We start from the raw sequence: 18,528 nt of genomic DNA, 5'->3' as shown, positions 1-18,528 counted from the left end.
AATATTTCTTTTATTTATCTTTTACAGTTACTTAATACTAACTAGTTAAGAATCCTACAATATCATACGCATAATCCTTTTTATTTGACTCCCACACTAACTTTACAGTAATCCTGGTATCATTCTTATTTTGTTTATACATTTTAAGATGATCTAGTATTTCAAACTCAAAACCCCTACTAGTGTGACCATTATTTACGTATGGGATTATCTTAGTTTTATAATCATAATAAACTTCAACATCATCGTAAGCGCCCATCCCTACTATGTAATTATTGAATTCACCAATAATATTGGACATTCGTTCTCCTCCACCATCATTGAAAAACTGGCCATCCTCGTATTCACAGAGTATCTTATCTCCAATATTTAAGTCTAAAATATCAATTTTTGCTTCATAAACATTGGTACATCTAATAGGTACATTATCTATAAAATAGGTATTATAATTACTTTGACTTATATTAAACTCGGATAATTGTCCGTTAATAAATATTTGAAATAGACCTGCTGGAGATTCAAATTGATTTATTCGCATATTTTAATTTCTCTCCTTAACGTCTAAAACTTTCTAAGATTTTTGTGGAATAAAATGTTAGTGCAATTGTACCTTTATTGACACTGTAAAAAGGATTCTTTTATTTCAGTGCAAAAAAATGGTTATTCTGCTAGCCTTATTTTGTTCAACTCAGATTCATTATTTTGTGTCACATTTTTTAAAAAACAAATCAGCTATTAATAAAATGACACAACCTACAAAAATTACTATGGGTATTATTGAACTCTTTGGTGTTAGATTATCACTACTCCAGTCTTTGTTGAGTGTGTAAATCTGAAAAACAGCTAATAAAACAACGGCTATTCTATATGGTATAGTATATGCTTTAATGACAATCACCTATTTCAAACTATCATGTATGATATAAATTTTTCTCATTTCAATTTTCTTTAGGAACATATAAAATGATTATTTTATTTTCTATCAGACCAAATCATATGATTTCAATCTCTCTTTAAACATTTTTCAATCTGCTGCTGGAGCTTTTTCTTCTAAAGTTAATTTATCATCTAGAGATGATCCAAACGTTCCTTGGATGTCCACCTCACCGAAATTGTAAATAATATCGTCCCCTTCAGCAATTTCGATTAAGTCAAAACCACCTTACCTTCTTGGTAGTTACCAGCCTCAATTTTGCCGCCGACTCCTTGAAAGTCTATAGCGTTTAGTTGTTTCCCGTTGATTGAGATACTCATTTCCTCTGCATTCCATGCAGCAGGAGTAGCAGAAGTAGTATTTTCGATTTCCAAATTCACTTCAGTTGTGTCAGATGTTAGAATAAACTCATTTATACTGAATATAATTCCAGCAACTTCTTCAGAAGCAGACATCTTAAAAGATGTTGTACTTGGAATAGCTTCAGTTTCTTTAACATCTTTTTCATCGATTAATTCAAAAGTTGAACTACACCCTACAAGCATAAAGGCTAAAGGTACTGCAATCACTATCTTCTTCAACTCGCTTCTTCCTCCTCATATGGTTCATACACACATTATTCTCTTTTATAAAATACAAATTTATTAAAGTACTTGTTTATGGTTATTTTGATTCTTTATTTTACCATCATCTTCCTATAAAAGAGAAGTTTTATTGACAATTTTTAGTCTATAATTCTGTAAAATAAGCACTATTTAATGATTAAATATTCCTAATATTTTTATAACTCTTATGTGAATAGGCCTTAAGACTGATGAATACAGAGATGACATTGATGAAGAAACTTATCAAAGTAATTTAAGTACTGCTGTTGCAAAACTTGTAGGAGTTTCTCAATGTGGTGAAAAAATGAAAAAGTCGTTCTTATATTTATTATTAGTAGCAACCTTAATTATCGGCTTCGCAATTTCTCCAGGTGTTGCAGCAGCATCCACTGAAAACGAATTTAGCGACCAATTAATTGAAAAGGTGAATCCTTACATTAAAATCAATCAAAATAAGTTTATTATTGTAAACGAAGAGGGTTTACGCTCCAACATTTCTTACTCTGAATACTTACAAGTTAAGGAAAGTTTGGAAGAAGTCAATAGAATGCTGAAGGAAAATCCTAAGCTTGAACAAATTGATAAATTTACATTTGCTTATGAGATTACCGATGAAGAAATAAAAGAAATTGCCGCCAAAGAAGGAATAGAATTTGACCCCAATGGCGGAGAAGAATACGATGATGATAATACCATTTTAAAACAAGGAGTAACTAAATTAGGCATAAAATGGTGGGGTTATGAGGTATGGCTAAGTAAATCTGTAGTGCAACATATGCTAGGAATTAGTATTAGTGCTTGCGGAGTCTTTCTTGGGGCTTTACTTCCAGGAATCGGATGGGCAATCGCTATTGCTATTGCAACTTATGTTCAGGCACATTTCACTCTTAAAAAGGCAAAAGCAATAGTCACGGGTTATAATTGGAAAGGTCAAGAAAAATACGTTAGACTCCAATAATTATCGTTAAAGGGATTGGTTTTTATTAATTTTGGATTACGTTTGATAATTGGCTTAATCTCGGTAACTATTTTGTATGTGTGTATTAGCCTATTAGTTGATTTTGGTAAGTTACATTCATTTTTAGTTGCGCTATCTGTTTTAATTGTTACACTTTTCGTGAATCGCGGAGTGAAAAAGGAATGAATTTAATTTAGAAAAGGACAAATAAATTTTTTGTCCTTTTCTATTCTGAAAATTACTCCTCTTCGAAAGCCGTTCTTTCATTTATACAATATTGCGAGGTAGATGAGATAAAACTAAAGCCAAAGAAAAGATTTTTCATTTTACCGTTTTAACTAATGAAAAGAGATTCTTAATTGAATCTCTTATTTATGTCATATATTTATTGTCCGCTTTCTTTCCCTTCAATAATGTTTAGGTATCTTTCGAAATTATCGTTAAATCTGCTTAACTCGTAATCTATAGACATAATTACTATTAACAATGTTATGATTTACGTTATTAATTGAACCTGGTATCGTACATGAACCAAGTACTCAATTTCCGTCACCCTTTAGTTTCACAAAAAGAATTAGAGAACAATCCCTAATTCCATAAAATTTGTATTTTACTTCATAAATCAATATTATTTTAATCCATTTTTCTCATCCTTAATTAGGAAATTTTGTTTATAATTTTATTTATAGAATTATAAACTTATGAGAATCGCTTAATATAACGCACGGAGCTGATATTTTTGAAAGTATTAGACGCAAATGATTTACATAACAACATCCAACAGCTCGCTACAACCCTAAAGCTTTTTAAAAAGCAGATACATCAAGTTCAACTTGATGTGAGAGGAATTGTCTCTCTTAAGGATGCCTTAAAGGGGCAAGGTGGTCAGGCTATTCAACTTTTTTACCAAGAATGCCACCTTCCCTTCTTAGTATTTTTAGAAGAATGGATCAATGAGTATGAATCTACCCTGAATAAGATGTCTCAATCACTTCAAACACTTGAATCTTCGCCTTCTGGGGTTATACGTCAACCCTTTTTAGAAAATGAGCTGGCTCAAGGGGTACGGAGGGCTGAGATGAACACAATGAACTGACAAGTGAAACAAATAGCACCATTCTATCAGTACAAGATATTGTCTCCCTTCCACTTCTAAATGAAGGAATGTTCGTTATAGATACAAGACTTGCACAGGATAAAAGTGTTGAAACGATTGAGAAGCTTCAAGCATTCGATCAAAGAGAAACAGCTTCTCTTGAACCTCTATGAATCAATATATTGAGCAAATGGCATCCATGTTCAAAAACGGAGAGATGACCCTTACCCAATATAAACCTGAGGTACTCACTTGGCAGAATTCTTATGATAAACTATCAAATAAGAATACAGATATACATACAGAACAAAACACACTTCAAGATATTACTGAAGGAGTTATCGAGGGTGCTGCCAATGCGGTGTCTGACGTATGGGAGGGCATAAAGTCAACCGTTAAGTTGGGGCAAAACATCCTGACGTTAACTAATCCTACGCTTTTGGGTAGTGAAATTCTGTTTAATCGTGGGGAAAACCTGTTGGAACATTATCGGTTTATCAATCGGATGATTCAAGATCCTAAAGCAAGTATCCAACAGGTAATCGATATGCCCAAATACATATGGACAGAAATTAAAGAAGCCTGGGAGCGAGATGTAATCAACGGGAATGTTAAAAGCCGATCTGCTTTTTTCTCTTACGGACTGACCTCGTTAGGTATTGGACTTCTTGGAGATAAAGGAATTAGCAAGGCTGGTACCATTTTTAAATCAGTGGACAAAGCTACTAAAGGAATTAAAAATATCCCATCGACTATTAATACACCGACTCCAGTTATGGCCGGAGCAATGTCTCAGCCTTCTATCCCCTATAATGTCATTAATAATCCATTGACACAAATTAAGATGTCAACGGAAAAAGTGTATGGAGTTAAGGGTAATACTGTAAGCGATTATCTCGATGATATAGTCGAGGCTGGTAATGTCAATGCCACTAAGATGAATAAGCTTAAAAACGCTATTCAAAATAATACATTTAGTGTAGATGAGTTGTCTGAGATTAGTAAAAAGATGTCTGAGTTACGTATTACTAAAGAATATAATGAAGCATTAATTAAGATTGATTTTGGTAAGTATCTTAGAGGACTAATAGGTGACCCACCTACTGCTATGATAGATCCACATGCACATCATATTTTATTCAAAAAGGGTTTAGGTGAGACTCAACAAAAACTCGTTCTAGAAGGTCAAGAATTATTAAGAAAATATGGTATTGACCCTATAATTAGTAAAGAAAATTTAGTTTGGGCTCCAAATAGAGTAGCCGGACAACATAGTATTGCTGCTTTAGAAAATGTTGTAAATCAATTGAAAGCAGTTGATGCGGCAGGTGCAGATTTAGATGATATTATCGAAATACTGGAAGATCTCGGAAAACAAGCTGCTTCTAGGAAATAGAGGTTAAAGGAGAAATTTATATGGATAAGACTCAATTTGCGAAAGATATTAGAAGTGCCATAAAAATTGGTCAATTGGATGCTTTAAGAGATTTACTTGAGAAAGAACCAGAAATGTTAACATGGGTAACACCTTTTGGTACGTGGTTACATGTAGCGACAGCTCATGGACATTTGGAGATAGTAGAATATCTTATTAATGCTGGAATAGATATTAATGCACAAGGTGGAACTTTCTCTACAAATGCTCTTGAAAGAGCAGCTACGAAAGGACATTTAGATATTGCTGAATATCTAATTAGTCGGAATGTAGAGATTGATATTAGTGAGCCTGATAGAAATCCTCTGTTCGCTGCAATATACGGCGGGCATTTGGAGATTGTTAAATTGTTAGTTGAGAACAATATAGATATAACTATAAAATACTCTGGTGACACCATGAAAGATATGGATGCTTTTGCATTTGCTATTGAAAGAGGGCAAACAGAAATTGCTGAATATTTAAAGCAAAAGATGGATGACAAAAAATAGGCTGTTAAAAAGTAATTACTCCATGATAGTACAACCATCATGGAGTATTGTGTAATGAAAGCGCAGAAAATGAAGTGGGCTTAGGAAGATAACATTTTACTGGGATCTGTCATTAGTGTACCCCATAGGTTGAATTTTTCCTGTAAGGTTTGTTTTCGGAGAATTTATCTCCGACTAAACATGCTTGCTGTTATTTCATTCCATTACTTCAACCTTTAACAGACCATCTACTTCAACCTTTAACAGACCATCAATCCGATTATTAATATCAAAATATACTTTGACCTTATCCCCTACTCCTATTCCTTTAGTTGTATCAATATTCTCATGCACAAAAAATATACCAGTCCCCTATTCCAGGGTAGGACAGAGGAAAAATTAAAAAACCATGAATTTTGCTATTGATAAAGCGATTGCTATTCTCGAAGAAAAAGACATCTTTGTTTCAAGTGATGAAATTATTAGTGGAATTGAGAACGGTGTCTACAAATTAAAAAATAACAAAAATAAGGAGAAGGGATTTTCTTCCTCTCCTTTTTCCTAATGAAGGAAATACCATGTTGTGATATTATATTACCCATATAATGAGATCTATTCATCAAAAACCTTTGAATTTTAACACCCTAAAGTTAATAACCTTTAACCAATAGAAAATACTATCATATCAAGGTTCAACATCCCACTAAACCTCTCCCCTTCTCAAAATTACCCAAATTTGAAAACACCCTAAACTAAAATTGAATAAAATTACCCTTTAAGAGGATAGGTTCGTCATTGTTTTTGAAATGTATTTCTAAAAGCAGATTATCCTCAACAATTATACAATCCACTAAATTTCTCAATTCCTCATCTGACATTTCTTTTCGGTATCTTCTCATAATAAGACTACTAATGAATTCCTCTTTAACTGTAGTACGCTGACAATGTTCTTTGCCTAAATTATCGTAAGTGGAACATGTGTACTTACCTCCGCTCTCACGTTTATATTTCATGTTTTTGTTACAATGAGAACATTTTACTTTCCTGCTGTATGCATTCATATTACTTTAGCTTTCCTTTTTATTTTTAACTTTATATTAACCTATTTAACTTAATCCACAAAACCTAAAAACTCCCCTCAATTCAAATTAAGGGGAGAAAACTTAGTTTTATTTATTAACCTTCTAACACAACTTTTTCCATTACATCGCCATTTTTCATCGCTTTAACAGCTGGCATTCCAGAAGTTACTTTTCCGAAAACTGTATGAACACCATTTAAATGCGGTTGTGGTTCATGAACGATAAAAAATTGGCTTCCGCCTGTATCCTTGCCTGCATGAGCCATTGAAAGGGATCCTTCTACATGTGTGTGGGGGTTTCCTACAGTTTCACATTTAATTGTATATCCTGGACCGCCTGTGCCCGTTCCCGATGGGCAACCACCTTGTGATACAAATCCAGGAATTACACGGTGGAAAGTCAAACCATCGTAAAATCCTTCATTAATTAGTTTTTTAAAATTCTCAACTGTGCCTGGTGCTTCGTTTGGATATAATTCAAACTCAAGCTTTTCGCCACTTTTTAATTGTATGTATCCTTTTTCTGCCATGTTTGACACTCCTTCAATTTTCAAAATCTCCTATATAATATCATTAATCGCCTCAGGAATAAAATCAAATGCAAGATTTCTTTTAATCTTTAAGAATTACGGGCTGAATAAATCGAGAAATAATAACAAAATAAATAAGACAACTCCATAAAATGATACATGCAGAAAAAACGTTGTTAGACCAAATTTAAGTTCTTCAGTATTAATGGTTTGCTTTTTCGTTCGTTTTTGCATATTATCACCAACCTTCAGTAGATAATAATACAATTCCACATGAAGGATATTTTTTCCTTCTAAAAAAATAATCCCCAGTCATTTCCTGAGAAAGCGCATAAAATGACAGGGGGTATATTTATTCGACACGTTTGCCTTCGTGCAATTCATTGAGATATTCATCGATTAAGTGATCTAATCTTCTTAAGCTATTTAACGCTCGTTCTTTATCAATATTGCGATAATGATGAGCACCGCCTGGCTCTTCATCCTTTTCATCCGCTTGCTTAACAATTGATTGCAATGGCGTCCTTACTACTTCACCGCCTGGCAAAAATGAATCTGTATGAAATAAAATGGCTAAGGAAATCTTTTTTGCCATAATTGGATTTTCACCTAATCTGATTAATAATTTGTGAGCCCTTTCTGCGCCTTTTATCGCATGAATATCGTTTTTACGATATAATTCATAATCCCATTTTCCATTCTTATACCAAGTATAATGACCAATATCATGAAGGAATCCTGCCTTGGCGGCAGCATCCACATCTTCACCTTGCATTTTTGCAAAACTAAATGCATGATAGGCTACAGCAATAGCATGTGCTAGTCCTGAACGAATAATATATTTCTGTGCTATTCTATGTTCAAAAATTTCAGTAAGTGTTACATCCCTCATGATTTTCCTCCTTATACTTTATTTTAGTACCCTGTCTTAAAATCTTTTATTCATTGATTTTTGCTTCTCCATAATTTCGTAGGATTTACCAATAATATCTGTTAATACATCACTTTTATATACTCTTCCAACTTTAGTATTTTCTTGATAGTAGTCAACAATTTCGTCAAGCTTTTCAACAGTCTCTTTGCTAAGCCTAACATTAAGCTGAACACGCGCAGAACTTCGCATTGTTAATCCCACCTTGCTATATTATATATAGCTTGTACTATCTTCGTGCTAGCATTTGCTAGCACATTTATAGCACTTGCTATAAATAAAGATTTTACCTACTGTTTAAATAAATTTCCAGTGATTTGTTTAATTAATCTACAAAAAACTTTTCATAAAATACACAAGCCAAATAAGGCTTTTTATTTTATAAAAAAGCGGGGACTGTCGTCCACCGCTTTAATTCATATATTGATCCAATTTATCTTTTAAGAATCGCCCGAAATCTTTTGCTTCTTCCACACCGCTTTTAATTGTTTCCTTCCACTTCGGCAGTTCTTCATTAATTTTACCTTCAATTTTATCTGATTGTTCCTTAATGGTTTTTTCAACTTGCTCTCTGCGGTTGTCTTTATTTAATGATTCATTTACAGATTCAGCTGAGAGCTCCGAGCCTTCAACATATGGCAATGCGTTCTGCATCATTGCTTTAAAAACCGGTACGACATTTTCTGAAGAGCGGCTTGATAAATAATGCTCTCTATCTGTTTGATCATAGCCGAGCCAAACAGCTCCGACTAAATCTGAAGTGTAGCCAACAAGCCACTGATCCTTTGTACCACTTATATCTTTATAAGGAAGCTGTGTAGACCCTGTCTTTCCTGCCAGCTTTACCCCTTCTATTTTAGCACCTGAGCCTGTACCCGTTTCCATTACATTGAGGAGCATCGATGACATTTCTTTAGCAACAGCTTTAGATGTTACTCTCTCTGTTGATTTTTTATGTTCTACAATCGTTTTACCAGTAGGACCGACTATTTTGGTAATTAAATGAGCATCATTTCTTTTTCCTTCATTAGGAAAAGTTGCATAAGCTTCGGCTAATTTCATTGGAGAAATACCTGTCCTCATTCCTCCAAGCGCAATCCCTAAATATTCGTCTTCTTTTTCGAGAGGGATGCCAAAACGCTGTAATGCATCCAGCCCTTTCTTTAAGCCAATTTCATTAAGCAACCAAACAGCAGGTGCATTCAATGAATCCTCAACCGCCTTATACATTTCCACTTCGCCGGCATATTGCCTTGTCGCATTTTCTGGCTGATAATCTCCATAAGAGGTTAATTCATCTTTCAGGATAGAAGTTGGTTTATACCCTTCTTCTAAAGCCGGGGTGTAGACTGAGAGTGGTTTTAATGTTGATCCTGGTTGAGCTTTAATATGTGTGGCTCGATTAAAACCTCTAAAAACATGTTCACCTCGTCCACCTACAAGCCCTCTTACACCACCTGTACTTGGGTCAAGTAGGACACCTCCGCTTTGGACAAGAACATTTCCTCTGCCTGCAGGAAATAATGACGAATTAGCATAAGTGATTTCCAGACTTGATTGAATATTTTGGTCCATTTCCGTATAGATTTTATAGCCTCTAGTAAAAATTTCTTCCTGGGTTAGTCCATATTCATTAATGGCTTCATCCAGCACTGCATCAACATAATAAGGATATTTTCTATCAAAAGCACTGGCTACGCCTTCCTTTAAGACAATCTTTTCGTTTATTGCGCTTTGATATTGTTCATCAGTGATCATTGCGTGTTCTTTCATTTTTCCTAAAACAGTATTTCTCCGTTTCATTGCACCATCATAATTTTTATTAGGATCAAGGTATGACGGTGATTGCAATAGTCCTGCTAACATCGCTGACTCACTTATTGTCAGCTCTGCTACCGTCTTACTAAAATATTTGTTTGCAGCACTCTCTATTCCCCACGCACCGCTCCCAAAATACACTTGGTTTAAATACATCTGCAAAATATCGTCTTTTTCATAGTTTTTTTCTATTTCAACAGCTAAGAATAATTCTTCTACTTTTCTGCGATATGTTTGCTCTGTCGTTAATATTGCGTTCTTGGCTAATTGCTGCGTAATTGTACTGCCGCCGCCAGTTATTCGTCCAGCAAATAAATTATTGAAAAAGGCACGTGCAATCCCCTTTATATCAAAACCGTTATGCTGATAAAAACGTTCATCCTCAATCGCGATGACAGCGTCTTTCATATGGTCTGGAAGCTGATCTACAGAAACGCCATTTGATCGATTAGTAGCTAAGCTGGCAGCTACATCACCGTCTTTATCATATATAATGGTTGATTGTTCGAGTCCTTCCTGCAATGATTCTACATTGGCTGTCACTGCTATAAAAGCAAAGAATAAGATAGTTAAGAGGACGACGGTTAGTAATAGCAAAAGCAATATTTGTGTAATATGCCTCTTTTTCCAAAACCTTTTAAATGAATCCCAAATAGGCTTTAATTTTTCCATATTGTTCTCCTTCTATGGCCAAGTTACTTGGCTAATAGCTTAAAAACATAGGCATTCGCCCAAATCTTCAAAACGATATATAGGTTGATATACCATTCTATAATATATTTAACGTAAAACCAATAAAAAAAGTTTCATTTATATAGATACCATTGTGCTTTTAGTATGTCCATGTTATATTATAATAGCGATGAGCTAATTGAATAAGTCGACAGATCGCCTTTAGGGGCAATGCGCGATGTGGCGCGCATTCTCGTCGCCTCAATACGCAGAAAAAGACGCCTATTTTTAGGCGTCTTTTTATTTTTTAACCATTTAATTGCTGAATGATAAAACTTGCCAAAACATTGGATTGCGCCCTTGCAGCCACATACGGCGGCTGTCCGTCCTTCAGCCCTTCAATTGGCGCGCCAACCCAGACTATCATTTCATCAATCAAAATAAAGGGAAAGCTCAGTGGATTGTTACTCCAATTATGGTTCTTTATTCCGGCTAATTTATTTTCACTAAAAATAGTAATTGAAATTCCGGGTTTTATACAATTAATGATTTTTATCCATTGTTCAGGAAAATTCTTACTTTCTGGCAAACAAATATAGAGAGAATTTTTTGCAGCGAGGATATCATTAAACATTAATTCAGTTTTTCTAGCATGCATCCATTGCAATTTTGGATGCATATTCTTTATCCATTTACCTATTTCTTGTGGATGAACATCTTGATTATTTGCTATTTGAAAATCAGCTAACTTTCTCCATATTTTATGGTATGAGACTTTTTGCCTAATAAAGGAATAGTCGCCAACATGAATAAATTTGCCTTTCGTTCTTGTAATAGCCACATTTAATAGACGCTCACTATCTTTCCCAGTTAAAAGCATCCCTGGTCTTCGTTCTGGTGTCGAATCGACTGTGTCAAAAATCATCATTTCCCTTTCACTGCCCTGAAATCTATGGACAGTCGCAGATAGAATATCAGCCGTCTGTATCTCTTCTTTGAAGTTTTCTTCGAGCAGCCTTTCCATTAATAAAGCTTGTACTCTAAATGGCGTTACATATCCTATGGAACGCGCTCCATCTAAATATGCCTCATAAATTAACTGAAAAGATAATAAAAGCTGCCATAGGTTTGCTCTTGATTGTGTTTGAGAGTCTCTTATACAATACCTTCCAGCACCTGCTGTATTAAGAAAGATAGACGCACGGCCAGTAAACGGCAGTCGTGCAGTGATTGTTTTTCTGTTCTTCTTTACTTCAGGATGATCACCAACAAGAGAATGATAGATATACTTATTTGTGAACGATGATATATCAGGATGCATTCTTCTTTGTTCCTTTAGAAGAAAAAGATGGGGATGCAGTCCGCTTTTATTTACTGTTTCTGCTACACCAGCATGATGAAAAACATCTTCTCTAAGCCACTTATTTACAAGCTCATGCTTTGCAGCTGCAATAGGTGGCAGCTGTTTAAAATCTCCACAAATAATTACACGCTTACCTAAAGATGCTGCGAATGCTGCCTGTGGTACATATGCCATACTCGCTTCATCAACGATCACAAGATCAAATTCATTTTCAAAAATGCTTGAGTCAGTGGCTGCTTTCGCGAGCGTTGTCCCTAATACTTTTGCTTCTTTTACAAATTCTAGTTCCTTCTGTTTTATCTTATCAAATAGCTGGCCAATCTTTTTTTCTACTTCTAATAATTGTTCAGAATCGCGTTTGCTAAACGAAAAGCTAAGATCTTGTTTTAGCTTTCTTCTTTCCTCGAGCAACTCGTTTTTTTTCTTAGTAAGATGATAATCATTTTTTTTCATTAAATAATCGGTCGTTAGCTCGGGATGCTTAAGAAGCATTGAACCATTTTGCGATCCATATCTTAAAAGCTCCCCTCGTTTAAAACGATTTTTGTCCATAGTAAACTGAGAGATTTCAGCCAGCAAAACGTCGACTGCTTGATTACTGTGGGAAAGTACTAATACCTTTTGGTTTTTGAAATATTTATTGGCTGCTACTCTTGCCAGCGTATACGTTTTCCCAGTTCCTGGAGGTCCCCATACATATGTGACAGGATTGTATTTAGAGCGGAGAATTAACTCATGTACATTCGATTTTATTTTATCAACTGGGTGTTTAACCTCATTGCCTGGATTCAATAACCGTTTGATTCGGCTTCTTTTTTTCTTGCTTGTCTTAATTTCACTCAATCGTTGAAATAACTCATCTAATAATTCCCAAGGATCATAGCTTACAATCACTTCCGAAATGATGTCACCTAGATATTCTTCTAATTTAATAATGATGTTTTTCCCTTCAGAAGACAAAATACGTCCTTTGGCTGTTTTTCCTCCCCATTCAAGTTTAACTTTTGAACCTACAGGAATGTTTACTGGTGCAACCGTATCAAAAAAATACGTAAAGCCATCATTTTTTTGAAGAAGCTGTCCCTGTTCGATTCTATATTTATTGTTACCAAACTTTTTCATATAACCTATCTCTGCTTTAATGGCAGATAGCCATTCTTTTATATAAACACCTGTTGTAGTCATAAATATATCGTCCTCTTAGCATTAATCATAACAATCTTAATAATATAACATAAAAAAATAACTGTGAAAAAGGATTCACAGCCAGTCTGTTAAGAAATGAATTTGATTTTTCGAGGCTTACCATGCTTCCTAAGCTGACCGAGCGTCGAGCGGACAACTATATAAATCCAACTGAATTTTCTTTATATCACTTTCTCAACATTGACTGTGAAAACGGATTCACAGTTACTGCTTTTTTTCAATAATAAAATAGTCATTCAAATAGCTCCAATTTTGCGGAAATGCTAAACCGACATGCCAAAGGGTTGTGCCTAATAGCTGATAACTATCCATTAACTGATATTTCCTTTGAAAGCTCTGGATATCGTCAAACCAAACGATATGCTGTTCATTTTCCACCATAAATGCAAACCATGGTGCAGCTTCCTCTGCGTCATAATATATTGTTTCCTTTTTTGTAATGGCTAAATTTTGGGCTGCAAGATTGGAATGGCCTTTCGTTTGATTTTGTTCTCCCCACCATTCATATCCATATAACGGCAATGCCATTTGCAGCTTGCTTGGTTCGATTAAACTTGTTGCATATTGAATCACTTCATCCATCCACCAGATTGGTGAAACAGGATTTGGCGGACCAGTTGGATAGCCGTAATCTATCGTCATTACCGCGACTATATCAGCTTCTCTGCCGATTGCTGCATAGTCGTATCCTCCCGTAATTCGATTGGTTAAGTTTTCTTCTGTTTTTGCATGTACATTGACATGTAATATTTTTGTTCCTAATCGCCTTTTTAGCTCTCTTAAGAAGAGAATAAAGTTTTGCCGTTGCGTAGGCGGAATAAATTCAAAATCAATACTGACTCCACCGTATTCTTTTTCATTAACAACAGTTGTGATACTGTTTGCAAGCTGAATTCTCTTAACTTCATCAGCTAGTATAGTTCCCGCCAGTTCACTATTAAACTCATCGTCTACAAAGTTTCGAATCATTAATAATGGAACGACATTTTGTTCTCTACTGGCAGTCACAAGGGGAATATCATCACCGCCTGCCAGCAAAACCACTCCATTTTCATTGAAAGTATAAGCAACAATTGCTAAATAAGTAAGTTGATTCGAAACCTCTTTAATATAATTGATCATCATTTCATTGCTTGCAGGAAATGCAAAGCCTAATGTTTCTATAGACGGTGGAATCGTTGATGGAACGAGAATAATTTGGTTAATTGTAAGGTTTGACTGTCTGAGACCTGGGTTCATTACAATAATTTCATTTACATTTGTATCGAAATTCTCTGCAATCGACCATAATGAATCTCCGGGCTTTATCCGATAGCTTCTTGGAAGGGAAGATTTATCTGGTATATACAGTGCCAACCCAGGAACAATATCGGCTGCCTGCTGTAATCCATTTACCTCTGCTATTGACTCAATCGTTGTATTGTAGAGATTAGATATTGTCCATAAAGTCTCACCTGGCTTTACTACATGGATACTCATTTACCTCACCTCTTTACAAACTTATATTAGTTTATGTTCGTAAGAGAGTGTCATATTACATATTCATTCCATCCACAAAGAAAAAGCGCCTCCATAGCTGGAGGCGCACAGTACCTGATTATACTTGCAGACCGTAATTTTGACAAAGAGAAGCAAGTCCTCCGGAAAAACCGCTGCCGATTGCATTGAACTTCCACTCATTATTATGACGATAAAGCTCACATATGACGACTGCATTTTCTATTGAGAAATCTTCTCCTAAATCAAAGCGTAAAAGTTCCTGGTTTGTTGCCTCATCTACTAACCGTACAAATGCATTAGATACTTGTCCAAAGTTTTGCTGTCTGATTTCAGAGTCATGAATGGTTACTGTAATCCCTATGCGATCAACATATGAAGGAATTTTTGTAAAATCAACGACAAGCTGTTCGTCATCTCCATCCCCTTCACCTGTACGATTATCACCAGTATGGACAACGCCACCGCTTGGATGCTCTAAATTATTGTAAAAAATGAAATCATGATCATTCACACATTTATTTTGAGCATCCACTAAAAACGCACAAGCGTCAAGGTCGAAATCATGTCCTCCTGTATACTTATTCGTATCCCAGCCAAGCCCGATGACAGCTCTAGTTAATCCCGGATTCGTTTTTGTTAAATCAATTCTTTGTCCTTTTGATAATTGTATACCCATCCTTCAACCCCCTGTTAAAGTATTTTCTATGCAATATCCAATCCAAAATCAGTTGCAATCCGGCTTAATCCACCTTGATAGCCAGATCCAATCGCTGAGAATTTCCACTCTCCATTATGACGATACAATTCACCAACAATGATTGCTGTTTCGATTGAAAAATCCTCACCTAAGTCATAGCGAATGATTTCTTCATTTGTTTCCTCATTCACGATTCTGACAAAAGAATTCGATACTTGTCCAAAATTCTGTCCGCGATTTTCGCCGTCATGAATAGTGATAACGAACGAAATCTTTTCAATGGAAGATGGGACATTTGCTAGATTAACTTTAACTTTTTCATCATCTCCATCACCTTCACCTGTACGATTATCACCAGTATGAACAACAGATCCATTTCCGCCTTCTAACTGATTATAAAAAATGAAATCTTTATCAGACGAACATTTGCCAGTACCATCAAGCAGAAAAATACTTGAATCCAAATCAAACTCATTGCCGCCATCATATTTATTTGTGTCCCAGCCAAGTCCGACAATCACTTTTGAAAGTCCGGGATTCGTTTTTGTTAAGTCTACTTTTTGTCCTTTTGATAATGAAATAGCCATTGTTATCGCTCCTTTTCAATTAAAAACCGAATATGTATACATTATTAGTTTAAACGTTCTGACAGCAATCGTAAACTAATATGAGGTTGAACTGGCAAAAAAAATCCACCTTTATGACTATAACCTGATGAAAAAAGAAGTTCCTTTCAAATGTATTTCAATAATATAGGTGGAAGCCTATTCTTGCCACAGATTGATTTGTTTCAACATAGGATAATGAAAAAACAAGTAAAGGAGGTCACTGTACAATGCCAGCTAATAAAAGGATCGTACCACCTTTATATTTAAATTCACCTGATGACTCGAATCAGGCTGTTTATCGACAGCATTATTTATACGAGATACTGGAGAAACAAAACCGCTTTAATCATGAAATCATCGAAAACTACGAAGAAGTTGATCATCGTTTAAATGAATCATTTCACCAAGTCGAACAATTATTTGCTAATGCTTCGTCGAAGCAGTAAAATGAGTTCGAATTATTTAATCAAAAATTGCATACACAAGATGGAAGAATTGCGGCATTAGTTGATTCCGTTTATGCCAATCAAGAAAAACAGCAAAAGTTGCTGTCTCAATTATCTCAACTTAAAGAAGCTAATAGTGATCTATTAAATACGATTGAAAAGGAGTCTCAAATTCATCAAGAAATTCTCGTCCAAATGAATTATCAAGATGCAGCTGTACAAGATATTTCCAGAAAACTAGACCGTTTTGATGAAACGACAGAAAAAATAATCGATCAGATGAATGAACATGAACAAATCAGTAAAGAGATAAAATTACAATCTGATGCACATGAAATCTATCATCAAACCGTGATGGAACGCATGAATCAACAAGATGCACTGTCCGAAAAAATCATTAGACAGCTCGAACATTTGAAAAGTGTTATTTATGAAAGAGCTGTCTTTCTTGGAGAACATATAAAAACAGTAGTTAAACCTGTAAAAAGCTTTTTCGTTCACCATGAGGAAAAAGAACAATAATCAGCAAAAAAACTGCTTTTAAAGGCGCAGCTTTCAGAGTTAGGCAAAGTGAAAATAACGAAATTTAAGTTGGATTTGAAGAAGCGTCCACTCGATTCCTGCTCAGAGAAGCGAGACAGCCGAGACCCTTTATGTGCGTAGCGCCGAAGCGGTTCGACCCTCGCCACGCGGAAAGCCTCGGAAAATCCAGCACTCTTCTTTTTTAAACTAGGAATAAGGTTGTCTACAGCAAAAAAGCTGCACCTAGAGGTGCAGCTTTTTTGTATATTATTAATCTAAAATGGTTACTTTTAATGTTTGTCTGCCGAAGTTAATCGCATCATCTTTGTTTGGAATAAAGACATCTATTTTATTTCCTTTAATCGCTCCGCCAGTATCTCCAGCGATTGCTTCACCATAGCCTTCAACATACACTTTAGATCCAAGAGGAATGACATTAGGATCAACAGAAATAACTTTCATATCTGGATTTTCTAAAAGGTTAATTCCTGTTGCAGTCACACCAGAACATCCCTCACAAGTTGCAGTGTAAGCAGTTGCTTCCATTGTTAGCTCTTTTGTACCTTCTTCAGGAGCAGCTTGCTCCTTGTTTTCTGCTTTTGGTGCTTCTACAGTCTCAGCTGGTTTTTCAGTTTTTGGCTTCTGTTCTACAGGCTCTTGTTTAATTGGTTCCTGTTTAACCGGTTCTTGTACTGGCTCAGAAGTGACTGGTGTTGCTTCTGTTTCTTTTGGCTTAGGGGGGTCAATCTTTATGTTATCGGGTGCTCCTGGATAAACTTCAAGTTTTTGCTCCGGATGAATGACATCAGAGTTTAAGTTGTTCCACTCTTTTATTGAAGAAACAGATACATCATATTCCTTCGCAATATTCCAGAGAGTATCCCCTTTATTTACTTTATATTTTTCTTTTTCATATACGTCCAATACATCTTCTGGGAAGATAATATCGGATGATAATCCATTCCAGTTTTTTACTTGTTCAACGGTCGCATCATATTTTTGTGAGATGCCCCATAATGTATCCCCTTTTTTTACCGTCACTTCTTCAGCCTGAACGTTTGCTGCAGCTGTTCCTACAATTGCTGCTGCCGCAACGAATGATACTACTGATTTTTTCATAATTTTAAAACCTCCTGTATAGCTTGTTTTAGCTAACGTTGATAATCATAACATGTAATATTTACAGGAAAAGAACAGGGGTTTAATAATCTAATTACTTATATAACAACTTTTTAACAAAAAAGCTGCTTAAGCGTGTTTGTGACTAAAATTTGTATTAATAGTAAAGGAATGTCCTATTTTTTAGGAAAACAGAGAAAAAATCAAATTTTTTCGAAAAATGTGTACACATTTTTAAAATCATAGTGTATACTGTACCATAACAGATATAATTTTTATAAATTGTATTATAAAAGGAGAGGATTAATGATGATGAGTCCAGTAGAATTTTTTAAAACACTTCCTAAAAAGATGTGTCCTGAGTGCGGTCAGCCGGTAAAGGAGCAAGCAGAATCTTATTTAATGGAATGTGATCGATGCCTTTCTAAAAAAAGTGAATAATGATTAAAAAACGCATCGAGCGCCGGAAACTCAGATGCGTTTTTTTATTGTCTTAAGGTATAACAGTGCTCCTTTTTACACAACCTCAATATAACT

General features: G+C 35.2%; 21 protein-coding genes and 1 pseudogene. 8 read left to right on the top strand and 14 right to left on the bottom strand.

The window, feature by feature from the left end:
• Positions 1–37 precede the first annotated feature (37 nt).
• Both CWS20_RS10445 and CWS20_RS10440 read right to left on the bottom strand, forming a co-directional pair.
• Positions 38–538, bottom strand: a complete 501-nt coding sequence (locus CWS20_RS10445) for a hypothetical protein (protein WP_066198523.1) — start codon at positions 536–538, stop codon at positions 38–40.
• A gap of 608 nt (positions 539–1,146) precedes the next feature.
• Positions 1,147–1,515, bottom strand: coding sequence for a putative periplasmic lipoprotein (locus tag CWS20_RS10440; protein ID WP_066198525.1), 369 nt, complete (start codon positions 1,513–1,515; stop codon positions 1,147–1,149).
• Positions 1,516–1,843: 328 nt separating this feature from the next.
• Here CWS20_RS10440 and CWS20_RS10435 point away from each other — a divergent pair, with 328 nt between their 5' ends.
• The 4 genes and pseudogenes from CWS20_RS10435 (at position 1,844) to CWS20_RS10415 (ending at position 5,519) form a co-directional block, all read left to right on the top strand.
• Entirely contained in the window at positions 1,844–2,497 is a 654-nt protein-coding gene (locus tag CWS20_RS10435; protein ID WP_066198528.1) for a hypothetical protein, read from the top strand.
• A gap of 739 nt (positions 2,498–3,236) precedes the next feature.
• Positions 3,237–3,766 (top strand): annotated as a pseudogene (locus CWS20_RS10430) (T7SS effector LXG polymorphic toxin).
• Positions 3,763–4,989 (top strand): AHH domain-containing protein, encoded by a 1,227-nt coding sequence (locus CWS20_RS28645; protein ID WP_241504169.1) that lies wholly within the window; start codon positions 3,763–3,765, stop codon positions 4,987–4,989. The pseudogene CWS20_RS10430 and the gene CWS20_RS28645 overlap by 4 nt, the downstream one beginning before the upstream one ends.
• A gap of 20 nt (positions 4,990–5,009) precedes the next feature.
• Entirely contained in the window at positions 5,010–5,519 is a 510-nt protein-coding gene (locus tag CWS20_RS10415) for an ankyrin repeat domain-containing protein (RefSeq protein ID WP_066198532.1), read from the top strand.
• 195 nt (positions 5,520–5,714) lie between these two features.
• On the opposite strand, the gene CWS20_RS27980 is transcribed toward CWS20_RS10415, so the two are convergent.
• Positions 5,715–5,861, bottom strand: a complete 147-nt coding sequence (locus CWS20_RS27980) for a hypothetical protein (protein WP_488175132.1) — start codon at positions 5,859–5,861, stop codon at positions 5,715–5,717.
• 46 nt (positions 5,862–5,907) lie between these two features.
• On the opposite strand from CWS20_RS27980, the gene CWS20_RS27975 reads away from it, so the two are divergent.
• Positions 5,908–6,063, top strand: a complete 156-nt coding sequence (locus tag CWS20_RS27975; protein WP_157090539.1) for a hypothetical protein — start codon at positions 5,908–5,910, stop codon at positions 6,061–6,063.
• Between the two features lie 187 nt (positions 6,064–6,250).
• On the opposite strand, the gene CWS20_RS29295 is transcribed toward CWS20_RS27975, so the two are convergent.
• The 10 genes from CWS20_RS29295 to CWS20_RS10370 all read right to left on the bottom strand — a co-directional run bounded on the left by CWS20_RS29295 (position 6,251) and on the right by CWS20_RS10370 (position 15,883).
• Complete coding sequence (locus CWS20_RS29295) at positions 6,251–6,559, bottom strand: recombinase zinc ribbon domain-containing protein (protein ID WP_066198536.1); 309 nt, start codon at positions 6,557–6,559, stop codon at positions 6,251–6,253.
• 115 nt (positions 6,560–6,674) lie between these two features.
• Positions 6,675–7,109 carry a peptidylprolyl isomerase gene (locus CWS20_RS10405; RefSeq protein WP_066198539.1) on the bottom strand — a complete coding sequence of 145 codons (435 nt, stop codon included), beginning with the start codon at positions 7,107–7,109 and terminating at the stop codon, positions 6,675–6,677.
• Positions 7,110–7,205: 96 nt separating this feature from the next.
• Positions 7,206–7,343: a hypothetical protein gene (locus CWS20_RS27970; protein ID WP_157090540.1), complete on the bottom strand. Its 138-nt coding sequence runs from the start codon at positions 7,341–7,343 to the stop codon at positions 7,206–7,208.
• A gap of 118 nt (positions 7,344–7,461) precedes the next feature.
• Positions 7,462–8,001 (bottom strand): HD domain-containing protein, encoded by a 540-nt coding sequence (locus CWS20_RS10400; RefSeq protein ID WP_066198545.1) that lies wholly within the window; start codon positions 7,999–8,001, stop codon positions 7,462–7,464.
• A gap of 36 nt (positions 8,002–8,037) precedes the next feature.
• Positions 8,038–8,232, bottom strand: coding sequence for a hypothetical protein (locus CWS20_RS10395; protein ID WP_066198548.1), 195 nt, complete (start codon positions 8,230–8,232; stop codon positions 8,038–8,040).
• A gap of 219 nt (positions 8,233–8,451) precedes the next feature.
• On the bottom strand, positions 8,452–10,530 hold the full coding sequence (locus tag CWS20_RS10390; RefSeq protein ID WP_066198551.1) for a transglycosylase domain-containing protein: 2,079 nt from the start codon (positions 10,528–10,530) through the stop codon (positions 8,452–8,454).
• Between the two features lie 307 nt (positions 10,531–10,837).
• Complete coding sequence (locus CWS20_RS10385; protein WP_066198553.1) at positions 10,838–13,078, bottom strand: AAA domain-containing protein; 2,241 nt, start codon at positions 13,076–13,078, stop codon at positions 10,838–10,840.
• 225 nt (positions 13,079–13,303) lie between these two features.
• Positions 13,304–14,578, bottom strand: a complete 1,275-nt coding sequence (locus tag CWS20_RS10380; protein WP_066198556.1) for a glycosyl hydrolase family 18 protein — start codon at positions 14,576–14,578, stop codon at positions 13,304–13,306.
• A 118-nt stretch (positions 14,579–14,696) separates the two neighbouring features.
• Positions 14,697–15,275 carry a TerD family protein gene (locus tag CWS20_RS10375; RefSeq protein WP_066198559.1) on the bottom strand — a complete coding sequence of 193 codons (579 nt, stop codon included), beginning with the start codon at positions 15,273–15,275 and terminating at the stop codon, positions 14,697–14,699.
• Between the two features lie 26 nt (positions 15,276–15,301).
• A complete protein-coding gene (locus CWS20_RS10370) occupies positions 15,302–15,883 on the bottom strand; it encodes a TerD family protein (RefSeq protein WP_066198561.1) in 582 nt (193 codons plus the stop codon).
• Between the two features lie 248 nt (positions 15,884–16,131).
• On the opposite strand from CWS20_RS10370, the gene CWS20_RS10365 reads away from it, so the two are divergent.
• A complete protein-coding gene (locus CWS20_RS10365; RefSeq protein WP_066198564.1) occupies positions 16,132–16,350 on the top strand; it encodes a hypothetical protein in 219 nt (72 codons plus the stop codon).
• Between the two features lie 27 nt (positions 16,351–16,377).
• Positions 16,378–16,872: a hypothetical protein gene (locus CWS20_RS10360; RefSeq protein WP_066198566.1), complete on the top strand. Its 495-nt coding sequence runs from the start codon at positions 16,378–16,380 to the stop codon at positions 16,870–16,872.
• A 270-nt stretch (positions 16,873–17,142) separates the two neighbouring features.
• Here CWS20_RS10360 and CWS20_RS10355 read toward each other — a convergent pair whose 3' ends face one another.
• Positions 17,143–17,991: a LysM peptidoglycan-binding and 3D domain-containing protein gene (locus CWS20_RS10355; protein WP_066198568.1), complete on the bottom strand. Its 849-nt coding sequence runs from the start codon at positions 17,989–17,991 to the stop codon at positions 17,143–17,145.
• Positions 17,992–18,297: 306 nt separating this feature from the next.
• On the opposite strand from CWS20_RS10355, the gene yhfH reads away from it, so the two are divergent.
• On the top strand, positions 18,298–18,432 hold the full coding sequence (gene yhfH, locus CWS20_RS10350; RefSeq protein WP_083957398.1) for a protein YhfH: 135 nt from the start codon (positions 18,298–18,300) through the stop codon (positions 18,430–18,432).
• Positions 18,433–18,528: the final 96 nt, after the last annotated feature.

Source organism: Cytobacillus horneckiae, assembly GCF_002835735.1.
GTDB classification, from domain to species: Bacteria; Bacillota; Bacilli; order Bacillales; family Cytobacillaceae; genus Cytobacillus; species Cytobacillus horneckiae.
This window is presented reverse-complemented; position numbering and strand designations above follow the sequence as displayed.